30 protein-coding genes are annotated in these 24,023 nt (G+C 33.7%); 14 read left to right on the top strand and 16 right to left on the bottom strand.

Annotated elements, in window-relative coordinates:
* Positions 1-30: 30 nt before the first annotated feature.
* The 3 genes from M4I44_RS21500 to M4I44_RS21490 form a co-directional block, all read right to left on the bottom strand.
* Entirely contained in the window at positions 31-597 is a 567-nt protein-coding gene (locus tag M4I44_RS21500; RefSeq protein ID WP_249966071.1) for a DUF4440 domain-containing protein, read from the bottom strand.
* Between the two features lie 148 nt (positions 598-745).
* Positions 746-1,555, bottom strand: a complete 810-nt coding sequence (locus M4I44_RS21495; protein ID WP_017495292.1) for a helix-turn-helix domain-containing protein — start codon at positions 1,553-1,555, stop codon at positions 746-748.
* 171 nt (positions 1,556-1,726) lie between these two features.
* Positions 1,727-2,476, bottom strand: a complete 750-nt coding sequence (locus tag M4I44_RS21490; protein WP_017495294.1) for a DeoR/GlpR family DNA-binding transcription regulator — start codon at positions 2,474-2,476, stop codon at positions 1,727-1,729.
* 84 nt (positions 2,477-2,560) lie between these two features.
* Here M4I44_RS21490 and M4I44_RS21485 point away from each other — a divergent pair, with 84 nt between their 5' ends.
* A complete protein-coding gene (locus M4I44_RS21485; RefSeq protein WP_249966070.1) occupies positions 2,561-3,109 on the top strand; it encodes a 5'(3')-deoxyribonucleotidase in 549 nt (182 codons plus the stop codon).
* Between the two features lie 148 nt (positions 3,110-3,257).
* Here M4I44_RS21485 and M4I44_RS21480 read toward each other — a convergent pair whose 3' ends face one another.
* Entirely contained in the window at positions 3,258-4,982 is a 1,725-nt protein-coding gene (locus tag M4I44_RS21480; protein ID WP_249966069.1) for a tetratricopeptide repeat-containing sensor histidine kinase, read from the bottom strand.
* 57 nt (positions 4,983-5,039) lie between these two features.
* On the bottom strand, positions 5,040-5,222 hold the full coding sequence (locus tag M4I44_RS21475) for a hypothetical protein (RefSeq protein ID WP_249966068.1): 183 nt from the start codon (positions 5,220-5,222) through the stop codon (positions 5,040-5,042).
* 333 nt (positions 5,223-5,555) lie between these two features.
* Here M4I44_RS21475 and M4I44_RS21470 point away from each other — a divergent pair, with 333 nt between their 5' ends.
* Positions 5,556-6,188, top strand: coding sequence for a hypothetical protein (locus M4I44_RS21470; protein WP_249966067.1), 633 nt, complete (start codon positions 5,556-5,558; stop codon positions 6,186-6,188).
* Between the two features lie 313 nt (positions 6,189-6,501).
* On the opposite strand, the gene M4I44_RS21465 is transcribed toward M4I44_RS21470, so the two are convergent.
* The 8 genes from M4I44_RS21465 to M4I44_RS21430 all read right to left on the bottom strand — a co-directional run bounded on the left by M4I44_RS21465 (position 6,502) and on the right by M4I44_RS21430 (position 12,377).
* Positions 6,502-7,854, bottom strand: coding sequence for a GH1 family beta-glucosidase (locus M4I44_RS21465; protein ID WP_249966066.1), 1,353 nt, complete (start codon positions 7,852-7,854; stop codon positions 6,502-6,504).
* Between the two features lie 215 nt (positions 7,855-8,069).
* A complete protein-coding gene (locus tag M4I44_RS21460; protein WP_081603504.1) occupies positions 8,070-8,273 on the bottom strand; it encodes a hypothetical protein in 204 nt (67 codons plus the stop codon).
* A gap of 24 nt (positions 8,274-8,297) precedes the next feature.
* Positions 8,298-8,663: a hypothetical protein gene (locus M4I44_RS21455; RefSeq protein WP_249966065.1), complete on the bottom strand. Its 366-nt coding sequence runs from the start codon at positions 8,661-8,663 to the stop codon at positions 8,298-8,300.
* A gap of 79 nt (positions 8,664-8,742) precedes the next feature.
* Entirely contained in the window at positions 8,743-8,952 is a 210-nt protein-coding gene (locus M4I44_RS21450; protein ID WP_081603505.1) for a TM2 domain-containing protein, read from the bottom strand.
* Between the two features lie 3 nt (positions 8,953-8,955).
* The gene (locus M4I44_RS21445; RefSeq protein WP_249966064.1) at positions 8,956-9,558 is read right to left on the bottom strand and encodes a PH domain-containing protein; all 603 of its coding nucleotides are present in this window, start codon (positions 9,556-9,558) and stop codon (positions 8,956-8,958) included.
* A 203-nt stretch (positions 9,559-9,761) separates the two neighbouring features.
* On the bottom strand, positions 9,762-10,430 hold the full coding sequence (locus M4I44_RS21440) for a response regulator transcription factor (RefSeq protein WP_017495302.1): 669 nt from the start codon (positions 10,428-10,430) through the stop codon (positions 9,762-9,764).
* 7 nt (positions 10,431-10,437) lie between these two features.
* A complete protein-coding gene (locus tag M4I44_RS21435) occupies positions 10,438-12,141 on the bottom strand; it encodes a tetratricopeptide repeat-containing sensor histidine kinase (RefSeq protein ID WP_249966063.1) in 1,704 nt (567 codons plus the stop codon).
* 59 nt (positions 12,142-12,200) lie between these two features.
* Entirely contained in the window at positions 12,201-12,377 is a 177-nt protein-coding gene (locus tag M4I44_RS21430; protein ID WP_249966062.1) for a hypothetical protein, read from the bottom strand.
* A 356-nt stretch (positions 12,378-12,733) separates the two neighbouring features.
* On the opposite strand from M4I44_RS21430, the gene M4I44_RS21425 reads away from it, so the two are divergent.
* The gene (locus tag M4I44_RS21425) at positions 12,734-13,765 is read left to right on the top strand and encodes a hypothetical protein (RefSeq protein WP_249966061.1); all 1,032 of its coding nucleotides are present in this window, start codon (positions 12,734-12,736) and stop codon (positions 13,763-13,765) included.
* A gap of 97 nt (positions 13,766-13,862) precedes the next feature.
* Here the strand turns inward: M4I44_RS21425 and M4I44_RS21420 are convergent, their stop codons facing one another.
* Positions 13,863-16,211, bottom strand: coding sequence for a mechanosensitive ion channel family protein (locus M4I44_RS21420; protein ID WP_249966060.1), 2,349 nt, complete (start codon positions 16,209-16,211; stop codon positions 13,863-13,865).
* A gap of 339 nt (positions 16,212-16,550) precedes the next feature.
* Between M4I44_RS21420 and M4I44_RS21415 the strand changes: the two genes are divergently transcribed.
* Positions 16,551-18,152: a Na+/H+ antiporter gene (locus M4I44_RS21415; RefSeq protein WP_249966059.1), complete on the top strand. Its 1,602-nt coding sequence runs from the start codon at positions 16,551-16,553 to the stop codon at positions 18,150-18,152.
* A gap of 2 nt (positions 18,153-18,154) precedes the next feature.
* Here the strand turns inward: M4I44_RS21415 and M4I44_RS22665 are convergent, their stop codons facing one another.
* A complete protein-coding gene (locus M4I44_RS22665; RefSeq protein WP_371923049.1) occupies positions 18,155-18,286 on the bottom strand; it encodes a hypothetical protein in 132 nt (43 codons plus the stop codon).
* Between the two features lie 70 nt (positions 18,287-18,356).
* Positions 18,357-19,079 carry a helix-turn-helix domain-containing protein gene (locus M4I44_RS21410; protein ID WP_249966058.1) on the bottom strand — a complete coding sequence of 241 codons (723 nt, stop codon included), beginning with the start codon at positions 19,077-19,079 and terminating at the stop codon, positions 18,357-18,359.
* A gap of 387 nt (positions 19,080-19,466) precedes the next feature.
* Between M4I44_RS21410 and M4I44_RS21405 the strand changes: the two genes are divergently transcribed.
* The 10 genes from M4I44_RS21405 to M4I44_RS21365 all read left to right on the top strand — a co-directional run bounded on the left by M4I44_RS21405 (position 19,467) and on the right by M4I44_RS21365 (position 24,020).
* Positions 19,467-19,619, top strand: a complete 153-nt coding sequence (locus M4I44_RS21405; protein WP_249966057.1) for a hypothetical protein — start codon at positions 19,467-19,469, stop codon at positions 19,617-19,619.
* Between the two features lie 29 nt (positions 19,620-19,648).
* Positions 19,649-19,801: a hypothetical protein gene (locus M4I44_RS21400; protein WP_017495310.1), complete on the top strand. Its 153-nt coding sequence runs from the start codon at positions 19,649-19,651 to the stop codon at positions 19,799-19,801.
* Positions 19,802-19,919: 118 nt separating this feature from the next.
* On the top strand, positions 19,920-20,120 hold the full coding sequence (locus M4I44_RS21395) for a hypothetical protein (protein WP_017495311.1): 201 nt from the start codon (positions 19,920-19,922) through the stop codon (positions 20,118-20,120).
* A 245-nt stretch (positions 20,121-20,365) separates the two neighbouring features.
* On the top strand, positions 20,366-20,521 hold the full coding sequence (locus M4I44_RS21390) for a hypothetical protein (protein ID WP_017495313.1): 156 nt from the start codon (positions 20,366-20,368) through the stop codon (positions 20,519-20,521).
* Positions 20,522-20,753: 232 nt separating this feature from the next.
* Complete coding sequence (locus M4I44_RS21385; protein ID WP_017495314.1) at positions 20,754-20,882, top strand: class IIb bacteriocin, lactobin A/cerein 7B family; 129 nt, start codon at positions 20,754-20,756, stop codon at positions 20,880-20,882.
* An 11-nt stretch (positions 20,883-20,893) separates the two neighbouring features.
* The gene (locus tag M4I44_RS22550) at positions 20,894-21,028 is read left to right on the top strand and encodes a hypothetical protein (protein ID WP_017495315.1); all 135 of its coding nucleotides are present in this window, start codon (positions 20,894-20,896) and stop codon (positions 21,026-21,028) included.
* 178 nt (positions 21,029-21,206) lie between these two features.
* Positions 21,207-22,448: a hypothetical protein gene (locus tag M4I44_RS21380; protein ID WP_249966056.1), complete on the top strand. Its 1,242-nt coding sequence runs from the start codon at positions 21,207-21,209 to the stop codon at positions 22,446-22,448.
* Positions 22,449-22,603: 155 nt separating this feature from the next.
* Positions 22,604-22,765, top strand: a complete 162-nt coding sequence (locus M4I44_RS21375) for a hypothetical protein (protein ID WP_017495317.1) — start codon at positions 22,604-22,606, stop codon at positions 22,763-22,765.
* Between the two features lie 261 nt (positions 22,766-23,026).
* Entirely contained in the window at positions 23,027-23,494 is a 468-nt protein-coding gene (locus M4I44_RS21370; RefSeq protein ID WP_249966055.1) for a type II CAAX prenyl endopeptidase Rce1 family protein, read from the top strand.
* A 382-nt stretch (positions 23,495-23,876) separates the two neighbouring features.
* Complete coding sequence (locus M4I44_RS21365) at positions 23,877-24,020, top strand: hypothetical protein (RefSeq protein ID WP_249966054.1); 144 nt, start codon at positions 23,877-23,879, stop codon at positions 24,018-24,020.
* Positions 24,021-24,023: the final 3 nt, after the last annotated feature.

Raw genomic sequence — 24,023 nt, 5'->3', positions numbered from 1 at the left:
TAATTGCGGGTGAAAAGAATGTAAAAGAGATTATTTCAATTGTTTAGCTTCTCGATTACTGCTAAAAGAATCTCTGAACATTTTCCAGCCTTTTGAAGTTTTCTTCCAGAGAACCAAAAATTTCCCATCATCCATTAATTCACCTTTGGAGTTTAAGGATTGCCACAGGCCTTCTTCGGTCACATATGCTATGCCGTCACCGTATACTGCTGTGGTGATAAATTTTCCGCCTCTTAAGCCATATTCATCATAAGCTTTTCTGAAAAATTTGGCCGCACCTTCTTTTCCATAGATTTGTGGTGCGTTTGGGAGTAAGATAGAAGCATCTTCGGCATAGCGGTCTATAAATAGGGACGGATCATTGTTTTTAAAAGAATCAAAATAAATGGCATTGCTTTCCTGTATTGCTTTTTTTGCTTCTCTTAAATCTGCTGTTTTATTTTTGGAAGATGAATTACAGCCGGAAAGCAACAGGACAATTGCAATGAATTTGAATGTCAGATAAATGAGATTTCGATTAAAAAAGAGGTTGTAAAAACCAACTAAGAAAAAGGTTGATTTTGGATTCAATTCTGATGTCGTATTAAAAGAATTCATAGTATAAAGTTTTTAGATTGACTATTATTTTTGTCAAAGATAGTCAGGGTAAAAACGTCTGAATTGTACAAATCGGAACTGAATTTTAAATGAAGGGGCTTAGTTTCTAAGGTACTAAGAATTAATTTTGTAATGCAGAATATTCTTTTTAGATAATTAATTGATTGATAGGAGACTGATTCTCTAAATAGGAAGTTGGCGTAGTTCCCGTAAAGGATTTAAAATCCCTTATAAAATGGGATTGATCAAAATAGCCAGAATCATAAGCAATAGAAGTAAAGGGATATTCGGTAGTGTTAATGAGCTTAAGACTGTGTTGGAAACGTTTGATTTTATTGAATGCTTTTGGAGCGAGTCCCGTATGCTGAAAGACTAGTTTATGAAGATAACGGGGTGTTATACCATATTTTACTGAAATACTGTTGATATTGCTTTCAGTCGGGTCGTTGAGTAAACTGGATAAGATGTGAGCTACTTTTTCGATCTTATCCGATATTTTATCGTTTGTTATAATTTTTTGTATCAGGAAGGTTTCGATCAGTTCGATCCTTTTTTTAATATCAGAAGTTTCTAGTAACTGATCGTGCAAATGTTTTATTGGATTACCAATTATATCCTCGAGATCGAAAATCTGATTGTTGAATATTCCGATTTCATCCTTAAAAAAATAAGCTGCCGTGTGCGTATAAAACCGAATTCCCAACATCGTATGTTTGCCTTTTGATTTTATGGCAAGAGGTTTAGTGATCTGTCCCCATAATTCAATTTTTGGAGTTTTGTAGAAAGTCTGGTCAACCAATGATTCCCAAATGCCATCACCAAGATTGAAAATAATTTCCATTTCGCCACTCGGAAATACTGTGTCTTCAAACTCCTTATCCGAATCTGATTCAAAAATATAGTAATGTTTGATATAAGGCTTCAGAATTTCTGATGGCAAAAAATATTGGAATTGCATTTTACGGATGTTTAATTTTCAAATAGTAAATGGATTTTTAGGATTAATTTGTTGATAGGTGTAAAGTTATGAAAAATAGTAAGGAGAATTTTATAGTAGGGTACAGAAATAAAGACGCACTTTTAGGGCTACAATTCTGATGCTACAGTGCGTAATGAAACCAAAAAGTTTTTAAACAAGTGTCACTCCTGCATTTTGATAAGGTTTTAAGGTTTCATCCTTCGGATCAATATTGGTCACCAGTACGTCAATATCTTTAATCGGACAAACAAAATAGGATTCAGCAGTGCCTACTTTTTCGATAGAGCCCAGAGCAATAACAAAATCGGAGTGCTGAATCATGTTTCTTTTTATCTGAGAATCATCGTGTAAAATCCCTGTAACACCACGTTCGTGATGAATGCTGCAAAGTCCGAGAATACAAATGTTAGCTCTGAAGTTTCTGAAAAAATCTATGGTTTCTATACTTGCAGTCGCGAAAGAAGTTTTGCACATTCTTCCCCCTGCAAAAATCAATTCGATATTGGGCAAATCTTCGATTAGGGCCGCTACAGGAAAACTGTTTGTAATAACCGTTATTTTCAAATCATAAGGGAAACTGGCTACTAAAGCTAATGAAGTGGTTCCACCATCGATAAAAACAACCTGCCCGTCTTTTAGATAAGAGATTGCTTTTTCGGCTATTATTTTTTTGTTTTCAAGGTCATGTTTCTCTCTATTTCTAAAATGAAGCGGAATCGGAGACGGGGCAACCGCACCACCGCGGACAGCCTTTAACAATCCCTGATCTGAAAGTTCTTTTACATCCCGTCTTATCGTGTCTTCAGAAACATTTAAATAGACGCTAAGTTCTTGTAAAGTAAGTCGATGTTCTTTTGACAGGTATTCTAAAATTACTTTTTGACGTTCCTCTTTTTTCATGTCTTGCAAATTTATATTGCAAAAATAAGTTAAAATTGCAATACTTTGCAATATTTGCGTAAATTTGTTGCAAAATTAATCGAAATGAAAAAGAAAACTATTGCCATCGATATGGACGGTGTACTTGCCGACATTGAAGCACAATTAATAAAACAGTATAACGAAGAGAGCGGAACCTCACTTTCAAAAGAAAGTATTCAGGGATTAAGCGAAGAAGAAGCTTTTAGTGACAGGGTACTTTTGCGTAAAGTTTTGAATGCAGATAATTTTTTCAGAAATCTGCCGGTAATACCCGACGCAGTCGAAAGTTTACGCCGATTACAGGAAAATTTTGAAATATTTATTGTTTCTGCTGCAACAGAGTTTCCGGTATCACTGGCTGAGAAAGTAGCCTGGTTGGCAGAGCATTTTCCTTTTATCACATGGGAAAACATCATTTTATGCGGCAGCAAACGAATTATCAATACCGATTATATGATTGATGATCACAGAAAAAATTTAGATCATTGCATGGGAAAACCAATTATGTTTACCGCATTTCATAACGTTAATCTAACGCACCATTTAAGGGTAAACAACTGGAAAGAAGCCGTTGAAGTTTTAGAGAAAGACATTGTATCTAATTTAAACTAAAGTTTATTTGCCTTAAAATAACGAAATAGTATACAGGATTAGTTTTTTATTAACCTGTTTTTTGAAGGGAAAGAGCCTTTTGAGAGTAATCTTGAAAGGCTTTTTTTGTCTATGCAAATTATTAGATAGTCAAATTATAATGTTGAATTTATTTAGGTATAGATAGGTTCGCTTTAAATCCTTTATCCGGTGCTGTATCAAAAGTAATAGTTCCTTTAACGGCCTGGATGCGTTGTTCCATGTTTTGCAGACCATTTTTTGCAATAGTGGCCTTTTCAAAACCTTTACCGTTGTCGGTATAGTTTATAGCGATTGATTTCTCATTATTTTCAAATTTTATCCCAACAATAGTGGCGTTGCTGTGTTTTCTCATATTCACCATTAATTCCTGTAAAATTCGGCTAATGGTGATCTTTTTAGTATCGTTAATCGTTTCCCAGTTAATGCTTTCTAAATTGGTGACAATAATGTTTCTTTCGTTGGTTTTGTAAGTCGAAAGCATTTCTTTAATGCTGTAAGTGAAATCTGCACCAGTCTCAATCTTGTTGTTTTCTCTAGAAATTCCTCTTACACGGCCGTAAATATCATCTAGTTTTTGGAGTAGATTTTCTCTGGTGTTTTCTTTAGATAAAGGCTGTGACTCTGCAAAAGCAATGACATTATAAACATCGTTTGCCAGCTCATCATGGATTTTTTTCGCGATGCGGGCTTCGGTCATATACGAAGTTTTAAATTCGATTGCTTTGTTCTTGTTTTTGTAATAACGCACTACAATTAAAATTAGAATGACTAAGAAAACGAAAATGATTATATATACAATTCGCAAATATTTAGCTCTTTGGAGAGACAATTGAGTTTCGGCTTTTTCTAAACGAAGTTTAGCATTTTCATCCTTTTCCAGTTTAGCATCGTATTTAATTTTAGCAAACTTATTTTTAAAGTTGTTTCGAACCTTAATGATACTGTCGTTTAGTTTAAAATATTTTTGAACGTATTGGCTTTTTTTAGGACTGTGGTCATTAGAAATTAGAATTTGAAGGGCTTCCAATCTTTCGTCAACACTGTTTAGTTTTGTGGCGACGCTGTAAGCTGCAAGGGCATTTTCATCTGATTTTGGAATATCTTTTTTAGTATAGTAATCTGCGAGGTGCAGGTAGCTTTCAATACTGCCGTAAGTATCTTTAATTTCATTTCTGGTTTGGAGCGCTTCATTCATTAAGCGAAATCCTTTTTCCTCCATTCCATTCTTAAAATAGGCATAACCTAGGTTATCCATAACCAGTGATTTCTTGTTGGCATAAGTTTTCTCTTTTAATAATTGTTTGTTTAAAAGAGATTCTAAAAGAATAATTGCTTTGTCATATTTTTTTTGTTGGATATAAACGACCCCGATATTGTTTAAAGGGTATAACTTTTCAATAGGTGATGTATAATCTTTGACAACTTCCTTATAGTAATAGATTGCATCATCATATTGGGAAAGTTCTTTGTCGGCAACACCTAATATATTATTTATATATGCTGTATAGACATTCTTCTTTTTAATGTAAGATAGGGCTTCGGTAACAGTTTCTTTACTACCGTAATAATCTCCATTAATTTGTTGAATAGATGCAATTTGGATCAGGATGTAGCCGATGTTGACACTGTCTTTTTTGCCACTTTCTTTTAAAGCCTCGTACAGTTGCTTTGATTTATAAAACTGATCGAAAGCACTATTGAAGTTTTGTTTGGTATGATTTTCAATTGCTTTATTCCGTAAATTAAGCGCTTTTTTTCGGATAGCTTCTGTGTTTGTTTTTATGGTCTCTTTTTCTTTACAGGAAAACAGAAAAAAAAGAATAATACAATAAAAAAACGGGGACCGTAACATATAAATTTACTTTCCCCGAAAATAGTAATTAATTAGATACTAAAAATAATATCTTTATTAAATCTCTGGTGGAGGTGGAGGTGGAGGTGTTCCATCGCCAGGCCCATCTGCAAAAGTTGGTTTTGCAGGAGTGATTGCTTTTTCCTTTTCCTGTTTGGTTGGAGTTTCGTATTCATCAGGTGTACAGGAGAACATGCTGAATAGTATCGTGAAAGCGATAAAAATTATTAGCTTTTTCATATTATTTAGATTTAGAAATTAGACATGGGTATTGCTGACCGGAAATAGTCCGGAGGTTGGTTAGGGCAATACCAATATTGGTTTTTTGGGAAGTACAATGTGTAGAACTGTAAGACGTTATTTATACTTCCCGAATAAAATCGGTCTTACGGTTTTTTTTACACTGTTAATTTGAACTAGTTTTATATTTTTGTTTTAATCTGCAGATAAAACTTGAACTAATTTCTATGGCAAAGAAAAGACACTTTAAAGCCTTTAATGGTAGGGGATTCCCAGAATTCCCTCGTTTTCCTGAGATTCCCAACAATTCCCGAAAATTCCCAAAAAAATACCATGCATAGCCAGACATTAGAAGAATACAAAAAAGCGATTAAGAGCAAATACGAGATCGAGAAAGAAGGTGAATACTTTGATTATTTGTACAACCCTTCGCGCGCAAAGCTCCGTGACTTGTGTTGGATTATTTTTGAAAATAATCCGACTCAGGACGACTTAAATGTTTTCAGAAATTTATTGTGTTTAGATTTTGATCATACACGAAAAAATAAGTTTAATGAACAAAAAGATAAGTTCAGACCGATCGAAACTTTTTTTAAAGGAGAGACCGATCCATCAAATATTGATGCCATAAATCTGGCAGCAATTATGGTAGACTTTCAACCACGTCCTTTTAAAAAGTACAATGAAAAGTGTCGAATTAATGAGGTCAAACACATGATAAGTGTTGTCGAAATTAATGCAGCTGCTGAGGTCGAGATCATCGAAGAAGGTAACCTCGAAGAAGGCAATCTCGTGGAAAGTTATCCTGAAAAAGGAAATCGTTTCTATAATTTTAAGTACGTACTCTCAAGAAAAATAGTTAAGAAAATCTATCCACGAAAAATAATTACAGCTACAGTTGGGGCGGTCGCTTTTGTGTCTTCTGCACGTTTATACTTTGTGCGTAAAAAAGACCAAACGGAATAGTTTTGAAATAAAACAGAGAAGCATTTTGAAAAATAAAATGCAGGAAGAAGTAAAATGAATCATTTTTTGAAACAAAATTCAGGCGTGTAAAGAGTGTGTTTTTCGGCATATATTGGCTGTTATTTATACTATAAAGATAAGAAAAAAACACCAGTAAACCTAATGAAATCAAGGGTTTTTGGTGTTTTTTTTGCTTTTTAATACAAAAAAATTATAAGATTTCGGTGTCGTATTTTTTACTTTTTAAGCCAATAAAATTTGTTCTGATTTCGTCAATGGAAGTGGAGCAAAATTACTTTATACAGCGTTTATCTTAAGACAAGAAATCTTTGAACCACAATCCTGAATGCTTGATGGTTCTTTGTTGGGTGTCGAAATCTACGTGTATCAATCCAAAACGGGCGTTGTAACCTTCGGCCCATTCAAAATTGTCAGTAAGTGTCCAAACAAAATAACCGTCAACATTTAGACCTTCTTTTTTAGCTTTCAGAATTTGCTCCAAATGGTCCTGAATGTAGTGCGTACGCTTAATATCATATACTTTTCCATTTTTTAGAGTATCGGGAAAAGCGGCGCCATTTTCGGTAATAATAATCTTTTTGATACCATTGTAGGCATTAAATTTTTTAAGTACTTCATAAAGAGCAGGAGGGTAAACTTCCCATCCCATATCGGTTGAAATGACATTTCTTTTTTCGGCACTGATTAGTTCGGCACCGATATACGGAATAAGTAAAGATGATTTTACAACTTCGCGGGTGTAACATTGCAGACCAATAAAATCAAAGTCAAAAGACAAATTATTGAGATCATCTTCTACAATATAAGCATTAAGTTTCTTTAATACCGGTAAATCGCCTTGGGGATAACCCATTCCTAAAATGGGTTCGATAAAAGTTCTGTTTAATAAAGTGTCTACCCGTTTCGCTGCTTCGATGTCTTTAGAAGACTGAGTTGCGGGTTCAATATGTGTACAGGAGAAAGTTGTTCCAATATGAGCGTCTGGTATACGATTTCGTATTATTTTGGCACCTGCTGCGGTAGCTAAAGTGACATGGTGCATGGCTTTTAGGTAGTTGGTAATGCCTTTTTTTCCTGGAGCATGAATGCCCAGAAAATACCCCGCACCTGTAAAAACGGAGGGTTCATTGATTACCATCCAGTTTTTAACCCGGTCACCAAAACTTTGGACGCAGATTTCAACGTAGGCCGAAAACCAGTTAACCGATTCGCGATTGGTCCAGCCTCCTTTTAGCTCTAAATCATGTGGAAGATCCCAGTGGTAAAGTGTAATCCACGGTTCAATTCCGGCCGAGAGCAGAGCGTCAATGATTTTGTTGTAATAGGCTATTCCGGCCTGATTAATTGGAGGAACCCCGGTAGGCATGATTCGGGGCCAGCTGATCGAAAATCGAAAGTTCGGAATATTCAGCTCACGAATTAAATCGATATCGTTTTGGTACGAATTATAAAAATCGCAAGCAGTTGAAGCATGATGTCCGTTCTTTATTTTTCCTTTCTGAGAAGTAAAAACATCCCAAATAGAAGGGCCTTTTCCGTCGGTATCATGTGCGCCTTCAATTTGGAAAGCGGCGGTTGAAACACCCCACAAGAAATCATCTCCAAATTGGTTTTTATGCAAAAATGAGGTCTCAACTTTATTCATTCAATTGTACTTTCCTTTTTAAAATTGTAATTTATTAATGAAGGAAAGAAGATTGCATTGCTCTTAAAAAAAGCCATTCTTTGAATGAAACTAGAAAATTTAGATTAAAGAATTTCATAACGATTAGTTTTATTCAAATTAATAAAACTAATGTGAATTAAATGTAAAGTGATTATTATCAAATGTTTAAAAGAATTTCTGTCGCTTTGATAAGGTCAGTCTTCCCAACCGCAAAGGGTGAGTCCAAGGCCCTGTGCACGTTTAACAGACACTTTGGAAATTTCACTACGACAGGAGCTCAGACCACGACAATTTTCCTTGTAATGGTATTTTTTGGCACCTGTTGGGCCACAGATAAATACTTTCGCTTCAAAGGGATGAAAAGAGGTTAAAAATATAAAAAGTAAAGTGTATTTCATAAGAATAGGTTTTTGGGAAATTGGCTAGTGAACGACTAGTTGATAAGTATTCCCTTTTAAATCTTTAGCATTTAGTTTTTCATGTTCTATCCATTCTGTTTTAATTTCGAGATCAGGAATAGTATCAAACTTTAAGATTCCTGCACCATATTTTCCTTTTACATTGATGTTTCCAAAAACCGAATCTCCCTTAATATCAACCCCTTTTACGTTATAGTTGTATTCATAATTCCCTGAAGTGCCTGTGCGGTATTTATATTGATATTCAGTGTCTATGTGGTAGGTTTTGGCTTCTTCGGGATTAATAGTCTGGCGATCTGCCGGAGTAATTACCTCCTGATAAAAAGTGTTTATTTTTTGAGGAGGTAATTTTTTATGGCATGAGCTCATTCCTAGTGTTAGAAGTAGGAATGAGATTTTATAGAAGATTCTATAATTATTAAGCATATTTTTTTAATGTGTTTAAAAGCTAAAATCCATTATTGTACTTCACATTAAAGGAATGATCCGACATAAATAACAATCCGAAAAATTCAAAGAAAGCTAGTATCGAGGGGATTAATGTCCAGCAAAATAAAATATACATTATTCCTTGTGTCGATTTTCCTAAATAGAATTTGTGAATTCCAAGTCCTCCAAGAAAGAAAGTTAAAATTGTTGCAGTTAGTTTACTTTTCATAATTTACATTTTAGATAATATTTCTGTTTTTTTTGAGTCAAATTCTATTTGCGAAATGATTTCGCCTTCCAGTAATTTTTTGAGTTTGTTAAGTGTTTCAATAGGATCTTCTTTTTGCTCTGTACTTTGAGGAACTGATGTCCCGGTATTTACAGTTATTCCTCCTCCGGCAATTGCTCTCTTGTTTTCAAGATCGCGTTCGCGTCTGTAAACAATCATTTCTTCTTCTTTTTCCTGAGCAAATTGATACAATTTTCTGGCCTGTGACTTTGGCAAATAATCAAGCATGTTCATTTTTCCTGTGGTCGTCTTCATAGTAAAAGTTGCACCCATAATTCCTTCCTTCATGTGACAATCTAAAATATCTTTCCAGGCATAATCCTGAAAATCCATTGACAAACCTAAATTTTTCGGCCTACAGAAGATTATTCTTTTATTAGTTAAGGCAATACAGTCAGGAGATAAATTTAAGGCCGGTTTTTTTTGTACTGCTATGTATTCTACCTGTTCACCTGAGGTGAGTAATCCATTGACTTTGCTTAATAACTTTTCAACGGCTTTTGGATCTTGTTCTTCGTTTAAGAATTTTTTTAAATCGTTTATCATAATTGGTTTTTTTAAATTATTATTTGCGTTCGGGTAATTCTAATAATAGCTGATCTGAACGAATCATTCTTTTATTTTTATCAAATGTAGGTTCATTAAGAACCAGTATTTTACGGAAATCCATAATCTGGAAAATTTAAAATTGGACCATAAAAAAAGCCCCCGAAGGAGCTTTGAATAGGTAGGATTAAAAATCAGGGATCTTAAATAATTCCCATATCTTTGGTAATGGTAACCAAATGAATGGTATTATTGGCTTTGAAAAAATCTTTCAGTTTCGAAATTCTTTTCTCGATGGCGCTTTTACTATTGGGTTTTATCCCCATCTCTTTAAACGTTTCTATGATATCATCCTGAAGAGTTCCGAGCGATAAATGTTTTAGAATGAGTATGTCTAAATCATCGATTTCAAAATTATTTTTTTCCTGAAGTGCAGAAGCAACCTCAGGCGAAATAAATTTTTGATCTGAAGTAAAAATAAGATGAATCGCTTTTTTCAGTTCTTGGATGCTATTGAGACCTTTTAATACAAAAGCATCCACTTTTGCATCTTCAAAAAGTGATTTGATGCGATAACTTTTATCTTCGACCGAATAAGCAATGATTTTAATATTGGGCTGTAATTCACGTACTTTTTGAACCAGTTCATCTCCGTTAGCAATTTTTACTTCGCGATGATCAGTCTTGAAGGAAAGATCGCTAATTAATAAGTCATAAGGCTCATCATCCTGAATTGCTCTCCGTATTTTGAGAAAGGCTTCATCACAATATTTTGATTGTTGAAAATGGCTGATATTTAAATCCTTCAGGACTTGTTCAATTCCTAAATTCATAGTATCAAGATCTTCGGCAACTAGTACTTTTTTAAACATAAGTTATTTATTTAGGCAGTGTTATTTTTACTTTAAAACCTTTACTTGGTTCAGTGTCAAAAGTAATAGTTCCTTTTGTGGCCAGAATACGGTTTTCCATATTCTGAAGGCCATTTTTGATTATTTTATCTTTTTCACAGCCTTTGCCATTGTCAGAGTATTCAATAAGTATTTTGTTGGCAGTATTTTCAAATTTCAAAACGACTACTAATGCCTCGCTGTGCTTTTTCATATTGACCATTAATTCCTGTAGAACCCTATGTACAGCAACTTTTTTGATATCGTCAACTAAATCCCAGTTTACTTTTTCAATATTATTAATAATGACATTGGTACTGGTGCTGTTATATGTCGAAAGCATTTCTTTTAAGTTAACCGCATAATTGGCTTTCGTATCAATTTCATTATTTTCTCTTGAAATTCCACGAACCCGATTGTAGATCTGATCCAGTTTATGAACTAAATTTTCTTTTACATTGGTACTTTCCAGAGACTGTGTTTGTGTAAAGGTGATGGTATTAAAAACATCATTTGCCAATTCGTCATGAATGTCTTTGGCAATCCGGGTTTCGGTATCGTATGCCGCTGTTAATTTTTCGATTCGGTTTCGGTTTTGATAAAATTTTCTCAAATACAATAGTAAAAGACACAAAGCAGCTATTCCGATTATAAAAAACGCCCTTTGGTATTTGGCTTCCTGAATTGAAAGCAAGTTCTCGGCTCTTTCTAAACGAAGTTTCTGATTCTCATCTTTCTCTTTTTTAGAATCGTACTTAATTTTAGCAAATTTATTTTTAAAATTGTTTCGGATCTTAATAATACTGTCGTTCAGGAAAATGAACTTTTGGGCATACTGTACGTTTTTAATTCCGGAATCATTAGACATTAAAAAGGACAAAGCCCTTAAGCGTTCATCAACACTATTGAAATGTGTCGCAAGCTGATAGGCTGCCTGAGCATATTGGTTAGATTTTTGGGAATTTGATTTGGAATAAAATTCGGCTAAATGTAAATTACTCTCGATACTTCCATAGAAATCTTCGCTCTGAGTTCTCATTTTATGCCCTTCGTTCATCAGGGAATATCCCTTTTCCGTCTCACCCATTTTAAAATAGGCATAGCCCAGATTGTCTAAAACCCTTGCTTTTTTTGGTGGCTCCTTATCTAAGAGTTTTTTATCCAATATGGTGTTTAAGATGTTGATCGCTTCAGTATATTTTTTCTGCTGAATGTAAACAACGGCAATGTTATTTAAGGGAGATTGTCTGGATGCATCATCGGTACAGTCTTTTAAAGCTTCTTTATAGAAGAAAATAGCGTCATTATAGATAGAGAGTTCTTTGTCAGCAATGCCAAATGAATTATTAATGGCAGCACTATACACATCTTTCTTTTTGAGATAGGGCAGTGCTTCAGTTAGGGTTTCTTTGCTGCCGTAATAATCTCCGTTGATCTGCTGTATATTAGCCATCTGAATCAGGCTGTATACAATATTGGCACTGTCTTTTAAGGTTTCGCAGGCTATTTTTGCTTTATTATATTGGTAGAATGCAGTGTTAAAATTTTTATTCTGAAAATTTTCCATCCCTTTACTGAGATACCCTCTGGCCTCTTTTTTAGTTGAGGTAGTATCAACAGTATCGACAGTTTTTTCTTTGCAGGAAATAAGCAGCAGGAAAAATAAAAAATAAAAAAAAGGGGATCGTACCATAAAAGTTACTTTCCCCTAAAAATAGTAATTAATTGTAAATGTAATAATCTAATTTGCCATTATTTTGTTGGTGGTGGTGGTGGCGGAACCGTTATGGGTTGATCTCCGGGCCCGTCAGCATATGCAGGTATTGCAGGTTTGTCATTTGTTTTTGCAGTATCGTATTCGTCAGCGGTGCAAGAATATAAAGAGGCACTAAGAAGCACAATTGCTCCCATCAAATATAAATTTTTCATGGTTTTTGGATTTAAAAATTATATGCGGCATGCCCGTTCAGAACTTTTCTGAATCTTGTTATGGCGATGCCAATTTTGTTGGGAAGTGAAGTGCGTAGGCCGTAAAATTTTCATTTATACTTCCCGGATAAACTCCGTTTTACGGTTTTCCGCACTTTTTAATTGAACTAGTTTTGTACATTTGTTTTTGACCTGCAGATCAAAACGTTAACTGATTCTGAAGGCAAAGTAACGACGCTTGTAAGCCTGTATTGATAAGGAATTCCGGGAATTCCGATGTATTTTTTGAAGTCCTTATAATTCCGTAAAAGTCCTTGAAAATCCAATTGACAAATCCTTAAAAATCCTAAGATATCATGCCAAACAATACTTTTGAAGATTACAAAAAAGCGGTTAAGAAGAAATATGAGATAGAAAAAAAGGGCGGACATTCTGTTTATTTGGAAAACCCTACCAGAGCCAAACTCCGCAATTTATGTTGGGAATTATTTCAGCAGCAAAATAGAAATCAGGACGATTTAACCGTTTTTAGTTCTTTGTTAGGACTGGCTTTTGATGTGAACAAAAAGAATAGCTTTGATAAGCAAATAGATAAATTCAGACCTATTGATAATTTTTTTAAAGGAGAATCCGATCCAACAATTCTGGATGTAGTAAATATGGCCGCAATCCTGGTCGATTTCAAGGCAAGACCTTTTACTAAATTTAGGATGCAGGAGTTATTTAAAGAAGAAGATCTAACTGAAGAAGAAGGTTCAATTGAAGAAGAAGGTCAAATTGAAGTTGAAGGTCTGATTGAAAATGAAGAAAAAATAGAAGTATTGAATCCGAAAAAGGAAGAGAATACGCATTCCGGAATTCTAGATAATTTTTTGGTTAGAAAAGAAAGAGAAAAAGTAAACGGGACAGAGGAAATAAATGGTATTGAAGTCAAAAAAACACAAATCAATTCATTTGTAAATGTAGATGTTGAAGAAATCCATGATCCTGAACCTAGTCCTGAACTTGGGGTAGGATTACAACGTGCTATTATTGGTATTGTTGGTATTTTGTGTTTAATAGGTTTAATTATTTATTTCGCTTTTCCAGATAAGGAATGTATGCAGTGGTCAGGGGATCACTATGAAATGGTAGATTGTGATTTAAAAATACAAGGTTTTGCTAAATCTGCTAATATTGAAATAATAGACCCAACGCTTGTCAATCTTAAAAAGATTAAGGTTTGTGATACGACCACTTATTTTGATAAAAACGGAGTAGCGATTATATGGTATGCTAAGACGGCAAATGGAATTGAATTTTTTGATGCACATGGCAGACATCCGGAAAATAATAGTCCGTTACGACCTGTGACACATTACATCCTGAATAAATATGTAAAGAGGTAAATGAGTTCGTTAGAAGATTAAATAAAAAGACGGAAATAACTTTTGAGAAAGTCATTTCCATCTTTTATTCCTTTGAATTCGAAAAGTAGGAGTATGTTTAGGTAGACAGCGTTAAGCCTTTTTCTTTAAAATTACTGAAAAGAACCTGTCTTGCATTGCTGATAGTTTCTTCAGTACGGTAAATGCTACACCAGAATTTTATTTGCAGTTTGAATTTTCCATCAGAAATGGCGCTGTAATAAATTTGCGGAACTTTGGATGTATTGACCAATGCCATACTTTCGAGCGATTCCAGAATAATCGCATTGATTGCTTCCGGCATAACATCACCAGTTACTTTGGCTGTTATTTCAACGAGTTTAAAATTGTCGGTATAGGTCCAGTTCGTAATATTTTGGGATAACAAATTACCGTTCGGAATAATGATTTCGGCACCGTTTGAAGAGTTGATTTTGGTGGTACGCAATCCCATCGATTTTACCCGGCCAGATTCAGAACTAATGTCGATGACATCTCCAATCTGAATGGGTTTGTCAAAAATCAGGATGATACCTGAGACGAAATTATTAACGACATTCTGAAGTCCAAGACCCACACCAACACCCAAGGCTCCCAGTAGAATGCTCAGTTTGTCCAGAGGCATTCCCGAAGCAGCTACAGCCAAAAGATAACCACTTATTAAAACCACAAGCCTTGTGATGAGTAGTTTAGAATGCTGTCTTTTATTGATCGTTTCTTCGTTTTCATCGTCAATTTCTCCAAAGAAATAAGCCACATAGTTTTGTAATAAATGCGCAACCCAGATGATGATAAAAAATAAGACAATATTACCCAGCGTAAAAGTGATACTTCCAATCGTATTTGGATGACTTAGTAGCGAACCCAAACCGGTGCGCAGTGATTCCCAAATGTTTAAATTGGCTGCAATGACCACAATCCACATATAACTGATGACAATGATGAATGGTCTTTTTAGTGTATCAGATAAGCTTTCATGATCAAAGATTTTCTCGATACCACGTTTAATGCGGGTCGTGTAAATTTGTAAAAGAATAATTTCGAGTACAATTTTTAAAAGTACACTCAGTGCCACGATCTGCGTTAGCGATATAAAAGCAGTAAGACTTAACATATTGGCAAGTGAAACTCTTCCGAGAACATTATCGAAAATGGATAAAGCATTCAGACCAATAAAAATGATGGTGGCCCATTTAAAAAAGCCTTTGATGTACAACTGATCTTTTAAGGTTTTGATCTGCACGAAACCATAGCGGATTCCGAAGAGGTTGATTACAATAAAGGCACAACGCTGCATAAAACCAACAGGGATAAACAAGTCTAAGAAACACAGCATAAAAAACAATACCAAAAGAAGTAACCAGTTGCGCATGGCAACGGCCGACCATTTATTTTTAAAAAGTACTGTAAGTAGTCCCAGAAGAACCAGCTGAATCGATTCAATAAATAGGGCCGGAGCATATAAATTGCTAACTACAGCAATGTTAAGACCAATGACAGCAACCGGAATAACAACACCTCTATTGATGTATTTGAAGTTAAGCTGAGACAGGTTTTCGGCATGTGCATTACTGTTGAGGTATTTTAAATTACGGGAAATGTACCAACCCAATATTCCCATCAATAAAAGCAATGTGATTAAGCCGCCGGCTCTGTAACTTAAATAATATTCCGCAACGTTTTCTTCAATAATTATTTTGGCTTTAATGTTTTTACCTACGATCTTTTTTGCAACAGAATCGTTTGTACTCCATAAAACTGGATATTCTTTTTTAAGCATACTGATTCCGGATTTTTCCAGTTTACTCTCTACAGTAATTAAGGCATTAGAGACTGCAATTTTTCTTTCAACCGTTAATCTTTTATTGTGGTTTAAAATACTTTGATTCTTGGTCATCAGACTGTCGGTACTCAAGTATCTTTTTTTCAGATTCGCAAATTCACTTTTAAATTGCTTGCGGCGAAGGGTGTCTTTCAAAAGTCCCATGAGGGTTTTATCCTTGCGCAAATCAATTACCCTGTTTTTGATTTTTTCAAGTGCCAGATTGCGAGAATTGATTGCTGTATTTTGTTCGTCAAGTTCCAGCTCAATTTCTTTCAGTACAATGCGATACATTTGCTGGTTGCGTACATTCGGATTTGCTCCTTTTAGGCTGGCCAGAATAAGATCAAGTTTACTTTGCGTTCCTTTGATTTCACCAAACAAACGATGACTGTTTCCATCAAATTCAGTATCGTTATGCGCAGATTCCAAAACCTCTCCCGCTTTTTCAATAGCCATCAGATAGTCACTATCCGTAGTGGTTTCTTCAAATAGTTTTGATTTAGTCTCTGTTTTTGGAGAAGTCGTTTGAGAATAGGCAATCGGTGCATGAAATAAGACAGCCAGTAAGGCGAGTACACCGATAAAATTTCTTTTCAGGATCATAATTTGGGATATGAATTAAGGTTCAAATGTAATTTTTTTTAAAGTATTTATAAGGTCGGATGTAACAAAATTTGATTAAATGAGTTTTATCACTTCTGATTTTATCTGCCGCTGGCAATTGTTTTTGCCACAGATTAAAACGATTATTTGGATTTTAAATTTTGTATAAAAAGTATTTTAATATTGGTGATACCTAGTTTTTGGACATGTGTAAAAAAAATCTTTTTAATCCATGTAATCCGTGGCTAAAAAAGGAACCCCCAGAAACATAATTCTAACTAAAGTCCTAAAAATAGTATATTCGTAGTGTTATAACCGAAATACCAAAACAATTCGAAAATGGAAAATATTACTGTAATCATCATGTTACTATTTGGAGTCGCTTTTTTGAGTCTCGTTAGTAAAAAATACAATTTTCCAATTCCCATTGTACTAGTGCTTTGTGGTGTGGTGATTAGTATTGTTCCCGGACTTCCGGTAATTGCTTTAAGTCCTGAGGTGGTTTTTATTATCTTTTTGCCACCGCTTTTATACCACGCCGCCTGGTACACCAGCTGGTCCGATTTTAAACAAACCATCCGGCCTATTACTTTGGCAGCGGTAGGTTTAGTGTTGTTTACCACGGTGGCAGTAGCAATTGCAGCGCACCTGCTTATTGATGATATTTCCTGGCCTTTGGCTTTTCTCTTAGGCGCGATAGTCTCGCCTCCGGATGCGGTTTCTGCGACTTCGATTACCAAAGGATTGGGTTTGCATCCCAGATTAATCTCGATTCTTGAAGGCGAAAGTCTGGTGAATGACGCCAGTGGTCTGGTAGCTTACAAATATGCATTAACCGCAATTACGGCCGGTAATTTTGTGCTTTGGCAGGCGGGGTTAAACTTTGTTGTAATGTCTGTAGCGGGAATTGCAATTGGTTTGGCTGTGGGGTTTATTATGTGTTATATTCACAAGAGATTTGTCTGTGATGAGGTGATCGAAGCTACTTTGACTTTGCTAACGCCTTTTGCCTCTTATTTAATCGCAGAGCATTTTGAATGTTCAGGAGTTTTAGCCGTAGTTGCTACCGGACTTTATTTGTCAGCCCGATCCGGAACAATTTTTACGCACGAAAGCCGAATTATGGCCGGAACGATTTGGAGTGTTTTGACCAATATTTTAAACGGTTTGATTTTTATTTTAATCGGATTGCAGCTGCGACAAATTATTGCCGGAATTGGAGATTACTCAGGTTGGTCCTTGTTTGTTTGGGGCGCTTCGATAAGTGTAGTCGTAATTTTGGTTCGGTTTTTATGGGTGGTTCCGGCAACTTTGCTTCCGAGAATGCTTAGTAAAAGAATCCGTATGAAAGAAGAATTTGATTATCGTAATATGATTATTTTCGGCTGGTCCGGAATGCGAGGTGTAGTATCCATGGCGGCTGCGCTGGCTTTACCGTTAATGATGAACAAAACAACCGAATTTCCTTTACGAAACCTCATCATCTACCTGGTTTTTTGTGTGATACTTTCGACTTTGGTCATTCAGGGACTTACTTTGCCCTGGCTGATTAAAAAGTTAAAAGTGCAACCGTATTCAATTCTTGCCGAAGAATATGAAATCAGAAATACTATTGTTTCGCAAACCATTACCCACATCGAGGATAATTTTTCTTTGCTTAACGATGATTTACTGCACAACATAAAAAGCAAATACGAAGTCAAATTCAATCGTCTTCAAAAAACGGAACTTCCGGCTAATTTCTTCGGAAAAGGAAAGGTTTTGAGAGGGGAGATCTTCAACGACTTCACCAAACTCCAGATAGATCTTTTAAACATAGAACGTGACAAACTGGAACTGATGCACAAAACCGGTTCTGTTCACGAAGAGATTTTCAGGAAAATTGAAAAGGAACTGGATTTGGAGGAGACCCGTTTGTGGATGGAAATGTATGAGGACTGATTTTACTTTTTGTAACATAACGTTTTATAATAGCAATACAAATGATCATAGATAACAAGCTCATAGGTTCTTTGTTTGAAAGTATATTGCCTGTTAATCATCATATGGATATGGCTTGATAAGAAAAATTGCAGAACCTAAAATTAACAGCTTCCTTTAATTAATGGATTCTGATAATGAAGTTTTGTTTTTATTTATAGTTGGTTATGTTTCGCTTAATTTCTCGAGTTGCTTTATAAAACAAACAGGTTTAATACCGGATTTTTTATAAAAAGCGGCAGAAAATGATTCAGCATTATTAAAGCCGAACTCAATAGCCAATGCTTGAATGGTATATTTCTGTAATTTGGGATCCTTTTTTAAAGATTCTAAGGCATGTTCGATTCTTAGGTCATTAATATATTGAACAAATGTTTTTTCTTTACAGCTATTGACTACTTTGGAAATATATTTACTATTAGTTTCAAAAGTATCAGAAAGCGACTGAACGGTAATGCTTGATAATAAGTATCCTTTTGTTAGTTCAAAGTGAGTTAGTTTTTTTAATATCTGTTCCACTAATTCTTCATTAATGCCAATACCTTCTATTCCAGATTTAGCTGTTTTGGCTTCTTTTTTATTTATTTCAACGGTTTGTATTTCATTATTCGTTGATTTATCTATTATTTTTTCAAATTGAGATGACTGTCTCTTTTTGATTCGATACTGATAAAACCCAAAAAATGTTGTAATAATTACCAATAGAAATAATACACCAATACTCCAATATGATTTGGTTTGATCATTGGTGAGTGATTGTATCAGGTTCTCTTTTTCTAGAATTAAATAGGGTGTGTTATATATAAGGTCTTTTTTTGGATTTTGTGCGCATAGTAGAGTTGTAAAGAGTAATAAAAATTTGAGATTGTAGTGCATATAAGAAATCATAATTATTTTTTTTTCTTTTTTTTTCTTACAAAAGTATAGTTTATTGCTAAAAAGCAGCAATGAAACTCATTAAAAATTAGTATGACTTTGTATTTGTAATGTGTTGACTTTTAGTGTATTGTATCGGAATTCGTGTGGTATTTCTGATTTTGATATCGAAATTCAGGAATTTCGATATTCTATTTTTGTAAGTATTGAAGTGTTTACCTAGTTTTGGTAGGAAAATAGATACTATTTTACAATTCGACGTCACTGCAAGAATTAGATTGTTTTCTTAAATGTAATTGGCCATTACTATACCATGATTCAAAAAAGTAATGAATCTAAAAAAACAAGGGTGCGGAAAAATAAACCGCAGAATTAATTAACACTTTAAAATTTAAAATTATGAATTTAGAAAAATTGAATTTAGTTGAGCTTAATGGTAATGAAATACTGAGAGTAGAAGGGGGATGTCCACCTTACAGTAGTCATAATCCCGCACCATATTTATCTCATCAAATGATTGATTTTTTTAGGGGACTATTAGATGCGTTTTAAATTTATTACAAACTTATAATTTTTTAAATATGGAAAATATTATTGGAATAACAGAACTTAATTTAAATGAATTAATTGAAATTGAAGGGGGGCATGATGGTATAGCCTATCAGATTGGTCATTATGCAGGGAAGGCTCTCCTAGTAACAGCATGTGTACTTTGTATTGCATCTATGCTTTAAGTTAATGTGTGGTTGTCTTAAAGACAACCACACATTAAATAACTTAGTACTTTTTTTTAAAAGTAATTGTAGTGATTGAATTTTTATCACTATTACTAATATAAAAATATCGCATCTTATGAAATTATCTACATATGGTTTTTTAATTCTGGGAATATTATTTGGTATTGGATTCATTACATCATTATTTAAAGATGGCGTACAAGAGTTATTTTTTTTTGTAGTTCATATTTGGGTTTATAGAATTTATAAATTAATATTTTCTTTTCTTTTTATCTATGCTTATTTTAGAATTAGAGCGAAAGAGCGAAAAGTATAAAGGAATTATTCGTATTTCTTTCTGTTGTAATTTTTGAGAGAAATCATAACAATATAATTAATTGCAAATTGACATTTAAAGTAAAGTATTCAATGAAAAGTAAATTTGAAAATATTGACAGAAAGAAACTTAAAAAAAATATTATAAATATTATTGTTTTTGTTTTGATCTTTTATATCCTTTCAAAATGGAATACTATTGAAGAGTTTTTTAAAAGCTATTTTTAAATATAAAACTATTAAATTATGGAAAATTTAATGGAATTAGAATTTAGTGAAGCACAAGAAATTTCAGGTGGAGTTACTTTTGCTTATAGAGTTGGCGAATTTATTAGATTTTCTGGTCATGCTGACCTTATGGGAATATCAAGAGCATGTGAAATTGTTTATGCTAGGCAGTAATATGACTAAATGAAAAAACTTAAGATACAAAGAAAGTTTACATTTCATAAAGTTTTTTTAGTGTAATAGTAAAAGGTGGGGGAATGTTATTAATACCGACTTCCACATTTCTCATGATTTCTCAAAATCAATAATTGGATTAAAATACAAAGTAAAATTCCCTGTATGGTTTGTATAATGTTTTTGGGAAAAATAAACCGCAGAATTAATTAACACTTTAAAATTTAAAGTTATGAATTTAGAAAATTTAAACTTAGTTGAGCTTAATGCTCAGGAAATGGAAGAGATTGAAGGAGGGTTTCTTTTAGAAATTCTTGTAGGAGTTCTTATAGGAGCTATTGCATATATGTTAACAACTTAAAAATATAAGTTATGATAGATTTAGATAAAATTGGGGTTACAGAAATATCTGTCCAAGAACAAGCGGCAATCTCTGGAGGTTTTATGTGGGGCTTAGTTTTTTTAGTTGCCTTGGGAACACGTCTGCTTCTTGATCTTTTGGATTAATGTCAAAAAAGGACCTTTTTTTGCTTTTAAGCGGCTTATAATCGTAATAAAAAGTATGATTAATAATATTTAATTAAGAAAATAGCTACTTACTATTTTGCATTTAATTTTTAATGTTTTTTTGTTCTAACGCAAATAGTGAATAGTCATTTTTATAGAAAAATTATTTTAGTAATTTATGAAACAAATACTTATTGTTTTTCTAATAATGCCGTTTATAAATAGTGCTCAAACAAAGTACTATAATTATAATTTGTATGAAGGAAAGTCTTACTTATTTATCATGGATCAAAGCAACGACGTAATGCTAAACTCTATTCGTTTTATAGGTGGGCAAATAAACAATCCACAGAATACAAAAAAAGAAGAAAAATTATACGGAACAGGATTATTGATCTTTACCTCTTTAATTGGACAGGCAATTACCCATGAAGCGGGTCATCAGTCTGTACTTTCTGAACTAGGGATAGGAAGTATCAGCAAACCTTTTATAGATAAAAATTTAGTAGCTAAGGTAACAGGAGTAACCAATGAAACGCTTGTCAATTTAAGGAATAACTCTTTTCCCAGTTACATTAGACTTCATACAGCCGGACTGGAATCAGATTATGCTTATTTGAGAAAATCAGATAGGTACTTTAGTTTTAATGAAGAAGATTATAAAGTTCTGTATCCAGATTATGTAATAAGAAAATTGGCTACTCAATTTTATTATTTGACCAGTTTCTATGATTCAAAAACGAAAATTAAAGAAGCTGACAGTAATGAACTTGATCGTGATATTGTTGGACATGATATATACGGAATGATTCGGCATTTGCACAGACCATCTATGGAGTTTTATCGTTATACTCAAAGAGGAGGTTTAACTACAGAAGAGAAATTATATGCAAGGAGGATAGGGTACATGTCATTAGTTAATTTTTTGAATCCAAATCTTTGGAAAAGTAGAAATTATAAGCTTTCAGATATTGTCACCGGAAATTTTTCGGTTAGTTATTCTTTGGCACCTTTCGGAGATTTTATAGAACAAAACGCTTATTTAAAGATCAGCGATAAATATAAACTTAACCCTTATTTCAGGCAGTACTTCAACAAAAGTTATACTTTTTTAGCAGGTGGTATTGGCTTGTATAATTACTCTTTCCTCAAAGATAAATTTTTATTGAATTCATCACTAGATTTTTGGGAGCAACCGAGAAATTTAGAATTTAGAACAAAAGTAAAAGAAGTCGGATTTGGCGTGAAATCTGAATTAGCGATGAGATTCTCAAAAGGGAAAAGTGATACGAAACCATCAGCATATTTTAATTTAGGGATGTCTTATAAAACGAATGGTTTTATTCCTGAAGCCCCTTCTCTTTGTAATGATTTTCAGATCTATTTAGGGGTTATTGTCTCTGTGAAAAACAAAAGTTAGAAAGTATTGACTTACATATCTCTGGAGTTATTTGAAAAATTAGTACTTCTGTCCAATGTTATTAGATAGAAGTATAGTAAGTCTGTTCTTATAGAACGATTCTAGGGAAGATGATTTTGTTTAAGTTATTAATTAACCACTTAAATTTTAAAATTATGAATTTAGAAAATTTAAACTTAGTTGAGCTTAATGCTCAGGAGCTCATTTCAATTGAAGCAGGCAACAGATTTTGGGGATGGGTTGGTGCTGAAATTGTTGATCATTGGGATGAAATTAAAAAAGGATTTAGAGAAGGTTGGGCAGCCGCCAGCCATTAGTAAATAATAAAAAATGAAGAAAATGGAAAATTTGAATGAATTGAATTTGAGTGAATTAACGTTAAGTGAAATGGTATCAATAGATGCAGGAGGATTTTGGGGAGATGTTGCCTATGGAATTGGCTACGCAGCCGGTTCTTTGTATCGTTCCTTGCGAGACATTGAGCCACAAGTTGCCCAAAGATGGTAATTTAAAAAATGATTTTTTGTAGAATCTAAAGAGGCTGTTTTAAACAGTCTCTTTATTGAATTCAATAGCATATGATCTCAAAACTAAAAAAAAACATTCAAGATCTTCAACAATGGCAACTTGTATTAGTTGTAATTCTTTTAAACCTTTTTAATAGTTATACTTTTAGCGTTCTTGCAGAGTTCTTTGGTAGTGATTTAGGCAAAGGGTTTAATGAAAATTACACGATTAATGAAAAACTAGTTTTATTTGTTATCGTCGGCCCGCTTCTTGAGACTTGTTTGTTCCAGTACGGCGTTATTGAAATTTGCAAAAGCCTAAAAATAGCACTCAAGTATTGTTGTTTAGTATCTGCTTTAGTTTTTGCCTCAACACATCTCTATAATGTTTTTTATTTCTTCTTTGCTTTTGTTGCAGGGATGTTGTTGGCTTGTTTGTATGTAACGGGTAGAAATGTAAGGGGCTCATTCTTAATGACATTAATTGCACACACAATTTATAATGGGACTGTCTTTATCATGAAAATTTACTTTCCTTAAACTTGTTGGTTAGTAATTATATTCATGAAAAGAAAACATAAATAAACGATGAGAGACAAATTTAAAAATATTGAAAAGAAAGAATTTAAGATCGTGGCTAAAAAATTAATCCTTTTCATTTTCCTTCTATGTATTTTTTACAAATGGGATAGTATTGAAGAATTTTTTAAACATTTATTTTGAATATGAAAAAGGAGAAATATGAAACCTAATAATGTAACAAATGAGACTTTTTTGAGTAAAAAAGACAACGAAATAGCGTACGTAATTTATGCACTAATATTCTTTCCCGTGATGTTTTACTTTGCAGGGACCGTGTGCGGAGCGGCTTTATATTATTTATTACCTTAATTATATTTTAGAAATTATGAATTTAGAAAATTTGAATTTAGTAGAGCTTAGTGCTCAGGAAGTAGAAGAAATTGAAGGTGGTACTATGCCATATACAGGAGGTACTATGTGGGCAGGTCGAGAGGTATTCAAATTTGCAAAAGGCTTCATTAACGGATTTTTAGACAATCTTTAATTA

The organism is Flavobacterium sp. B183 (genome assembly GCF_023539155.1).
GTDB lineage: Bacteria > Bacteroidota > Bacteroidia > Flavobacteriales > Flavobacteriaceae > Flavobacterium > Flavobacterium tructae.
Note: the sequence above shows the minus strand (reverse complement) of the source record. Positions and strands in the feature narration are given on the sequence as shown.

Excerpts from the sequence above, each read along its gene's own strand:
- M4I44_RS21405 (WP_249966057.1), top strand. The coding sequence starts at position 19,467 with ATGAATTTAGAAAAATTGAATTTAGTTGAGCTTAATGGTAATGAAATA.
- M4I44_RS21440 (WP_017495302.1), bottom strand. The coding sequence starts at position 10,430 with ATGTTTAAAAAAGTACTAGTTGCCGAAGATCTTGATACTATGAATTTA.
- M4I44_RS21500 (WP_249966071.1), bottom strand. The coding sequence starts at position 597 with ATGAATTCTTTTAATACGACATCAGAATTGAATCCAAAATCAACCTTT.
- M4I44_RS21430 (WP_249966062.1), bottom strand. The coding sequence starts at position 12,377 with ATGAAAAATTTATATTTGATGGGAGCAATTGTGCTTCTTAGTGCCTCT.
- M4I44_RS21495 (WP_017495292.1), bottom strand. The coding sequence starts at position 1,555 with ATGCAATTCCAATATTTTTTGCCATCAGAAATTCTGAAGCCTTATATC.
- M4I44_RS21390 (WP_017495313.1), top strand. The coding sequence starts at position 20,366 with ATGGAAAATTTAATGGAATTAGAATTTAGTGAAGCACAAGAAATTTCA.
- M4I44_RS21415 (WP_249966059.1), top strand. The coding sequence starts at position 16,551 with ATGGAAAATATTACTGTAATCATCATGTTACTATTTGGAGTCGCTTTT.
- M4I44_RS21435 (WP_249966063.1), bottom strand. The coding sequence starts at position 12,141 with ATGGTACGATCCCCTTTTTTTTATTTTTTATTTTTCCTGCTGCTTATT.
- M4I44_RS21425 (WP_249966061.1), top strand. The coding sequence starts at position 12,734 with ATGCCAAACAATACTTTTGAAGATTACAAAAAAGCGGTTAAGAAGAAA.
- M4I44_RS21420 (WP_249966060.1), bottom strand. The coding sequence starts at position 16,211 with ATGATCCTGAAAAGAAATTTTATCGGTGTACTCGCCTTACTGGCTGTC.
- M4I44_RS21445 (WP_249966064.1), bottom strand. The coding sequence starts at position 9,558 with ATGATAAACGATTTAAAAAAATTCTTAAACGAAGAACAAGATCCAAAA.
- M4I44_RS22550 (WP_017495315.1), top strand. The coding sequence starts at position 20,894 with ATGATAGATTTAGATAAAATTGGGGTTACAGAAATATCTGTCCAAGAA.
- M4I44_RS21460 (WP_081603504.1), bottom strand. The coding sequence starts at position 8,273 with ATGAAATACACTTTACTTTTTATATTTTTAACCTCTTTTCATCCCTTT.
- M4I44_RS21475 (WP_249966068.1), bottom strand. The coding sequence starts at position 5,222 with ATGAAAAAGCTAATAATTTTTATCGCTTTCACGATACTATTCAGCATG.
- M4I44_RS21370 (WP_249966055.1), top strand. The coding sequence starts at position 23,027 with ATGATCTCAAAACTAAAAAAAAACATTCAAGATCTTCAACAATGGCAA.
- M4I44_RS21450 (WP_081603505.1), bottom strand. The coding sequence starts at position 8,952 with ATGAAAAGTAAACTAACTGCAACAATTTTAACTTTCTTTCTTGGAGGA.
- M4I44_RS21480 (WP_249966069.1), bottom strand. The coding sequence starts at position 4,982 with ATGTTACGGTCCCCGTTTTTTTATTGTATTATTCTTTTTTTTCTGTTT.
- M4I44_RS21490 (WP_017495294.1), bottom strand. The coding sequence starts at position 2,476 with ATGAAAAAAGAGGAACGTCAAAAAGTAATTTTAGAATACCTGTCAAAA.
- M4I44_RS21400 (WP_017495310.1), top strand. The coding sequence starts at position 19,649 with ATGGAAAATATTATTGGAATAACAGAACTTAATTTAAATGAATTAATT.
- M4I44_RS21410 (WP_249966058.1), bottom strand. The coding sequence starts at position 19,079 with ATGATTTCTTATATGCACTACAATCTCAAATTTTTATTACTCTTTACA.
- M4I44_RS21385 (WP_017495314.1), top strand. The coding sequence starts at position 20,754 with ATGAATTTAGAAAATTTAAACTTAGTTGAGCTTAATGCTCAGGAAATG.
- M4I44_RS21380 (WP_249966056.1), top strand. The coding sequence starts at position 21,207 with ATGAAACAAATACTTATTGTTTTTCTAATAATGCCGTTTATAAATAGT.
- M4I44_RS21470 (WP_249966067.1), top strand. The coding sequence starts at position 5,556 with ATGCATAGCCAGACATTAGAAGAATACAAAAAAGCGATTAAGAGCAAA.
- M4I44_RS21455 (WP_249966065.1), bottom strand. The coding sequence starts at position 8,663 with ATGAGCTCATGCCATAAAAAATTACCTCCTCAAAAAATAAACACTTTT.
- M4I44_RS21485 (WP_249966070.1), top strand. The coding sequence starts at position 2,561 with ATGAAAAAGAAAACTATTGCCATCGATATGGACGGTGTACTTGCCGAC.
- M4I44_RS21375 (WP_017495317.1), top strand. The coding sequence starts at position 22,604 with ATGAATTTAGAAAATTTAAACTTAGTTGAGCTTAATGCTCAGGAGCTC.
- M4I44_RS21395 (WP_017495311.1), top strand. The coding sequence starts at position 19,920 with ATGAAATTATCTACATATGGTTTTTTAATTCTGGGAATATTATTTGGT.
- M4I44_RS21465 (WP_249966066.1), bottom strand. The coding sequence starts at position 7,854 with ATGAATAAAGTTGAGACCTCATTTTTGCATAAAAACCAATTTGGAGAT.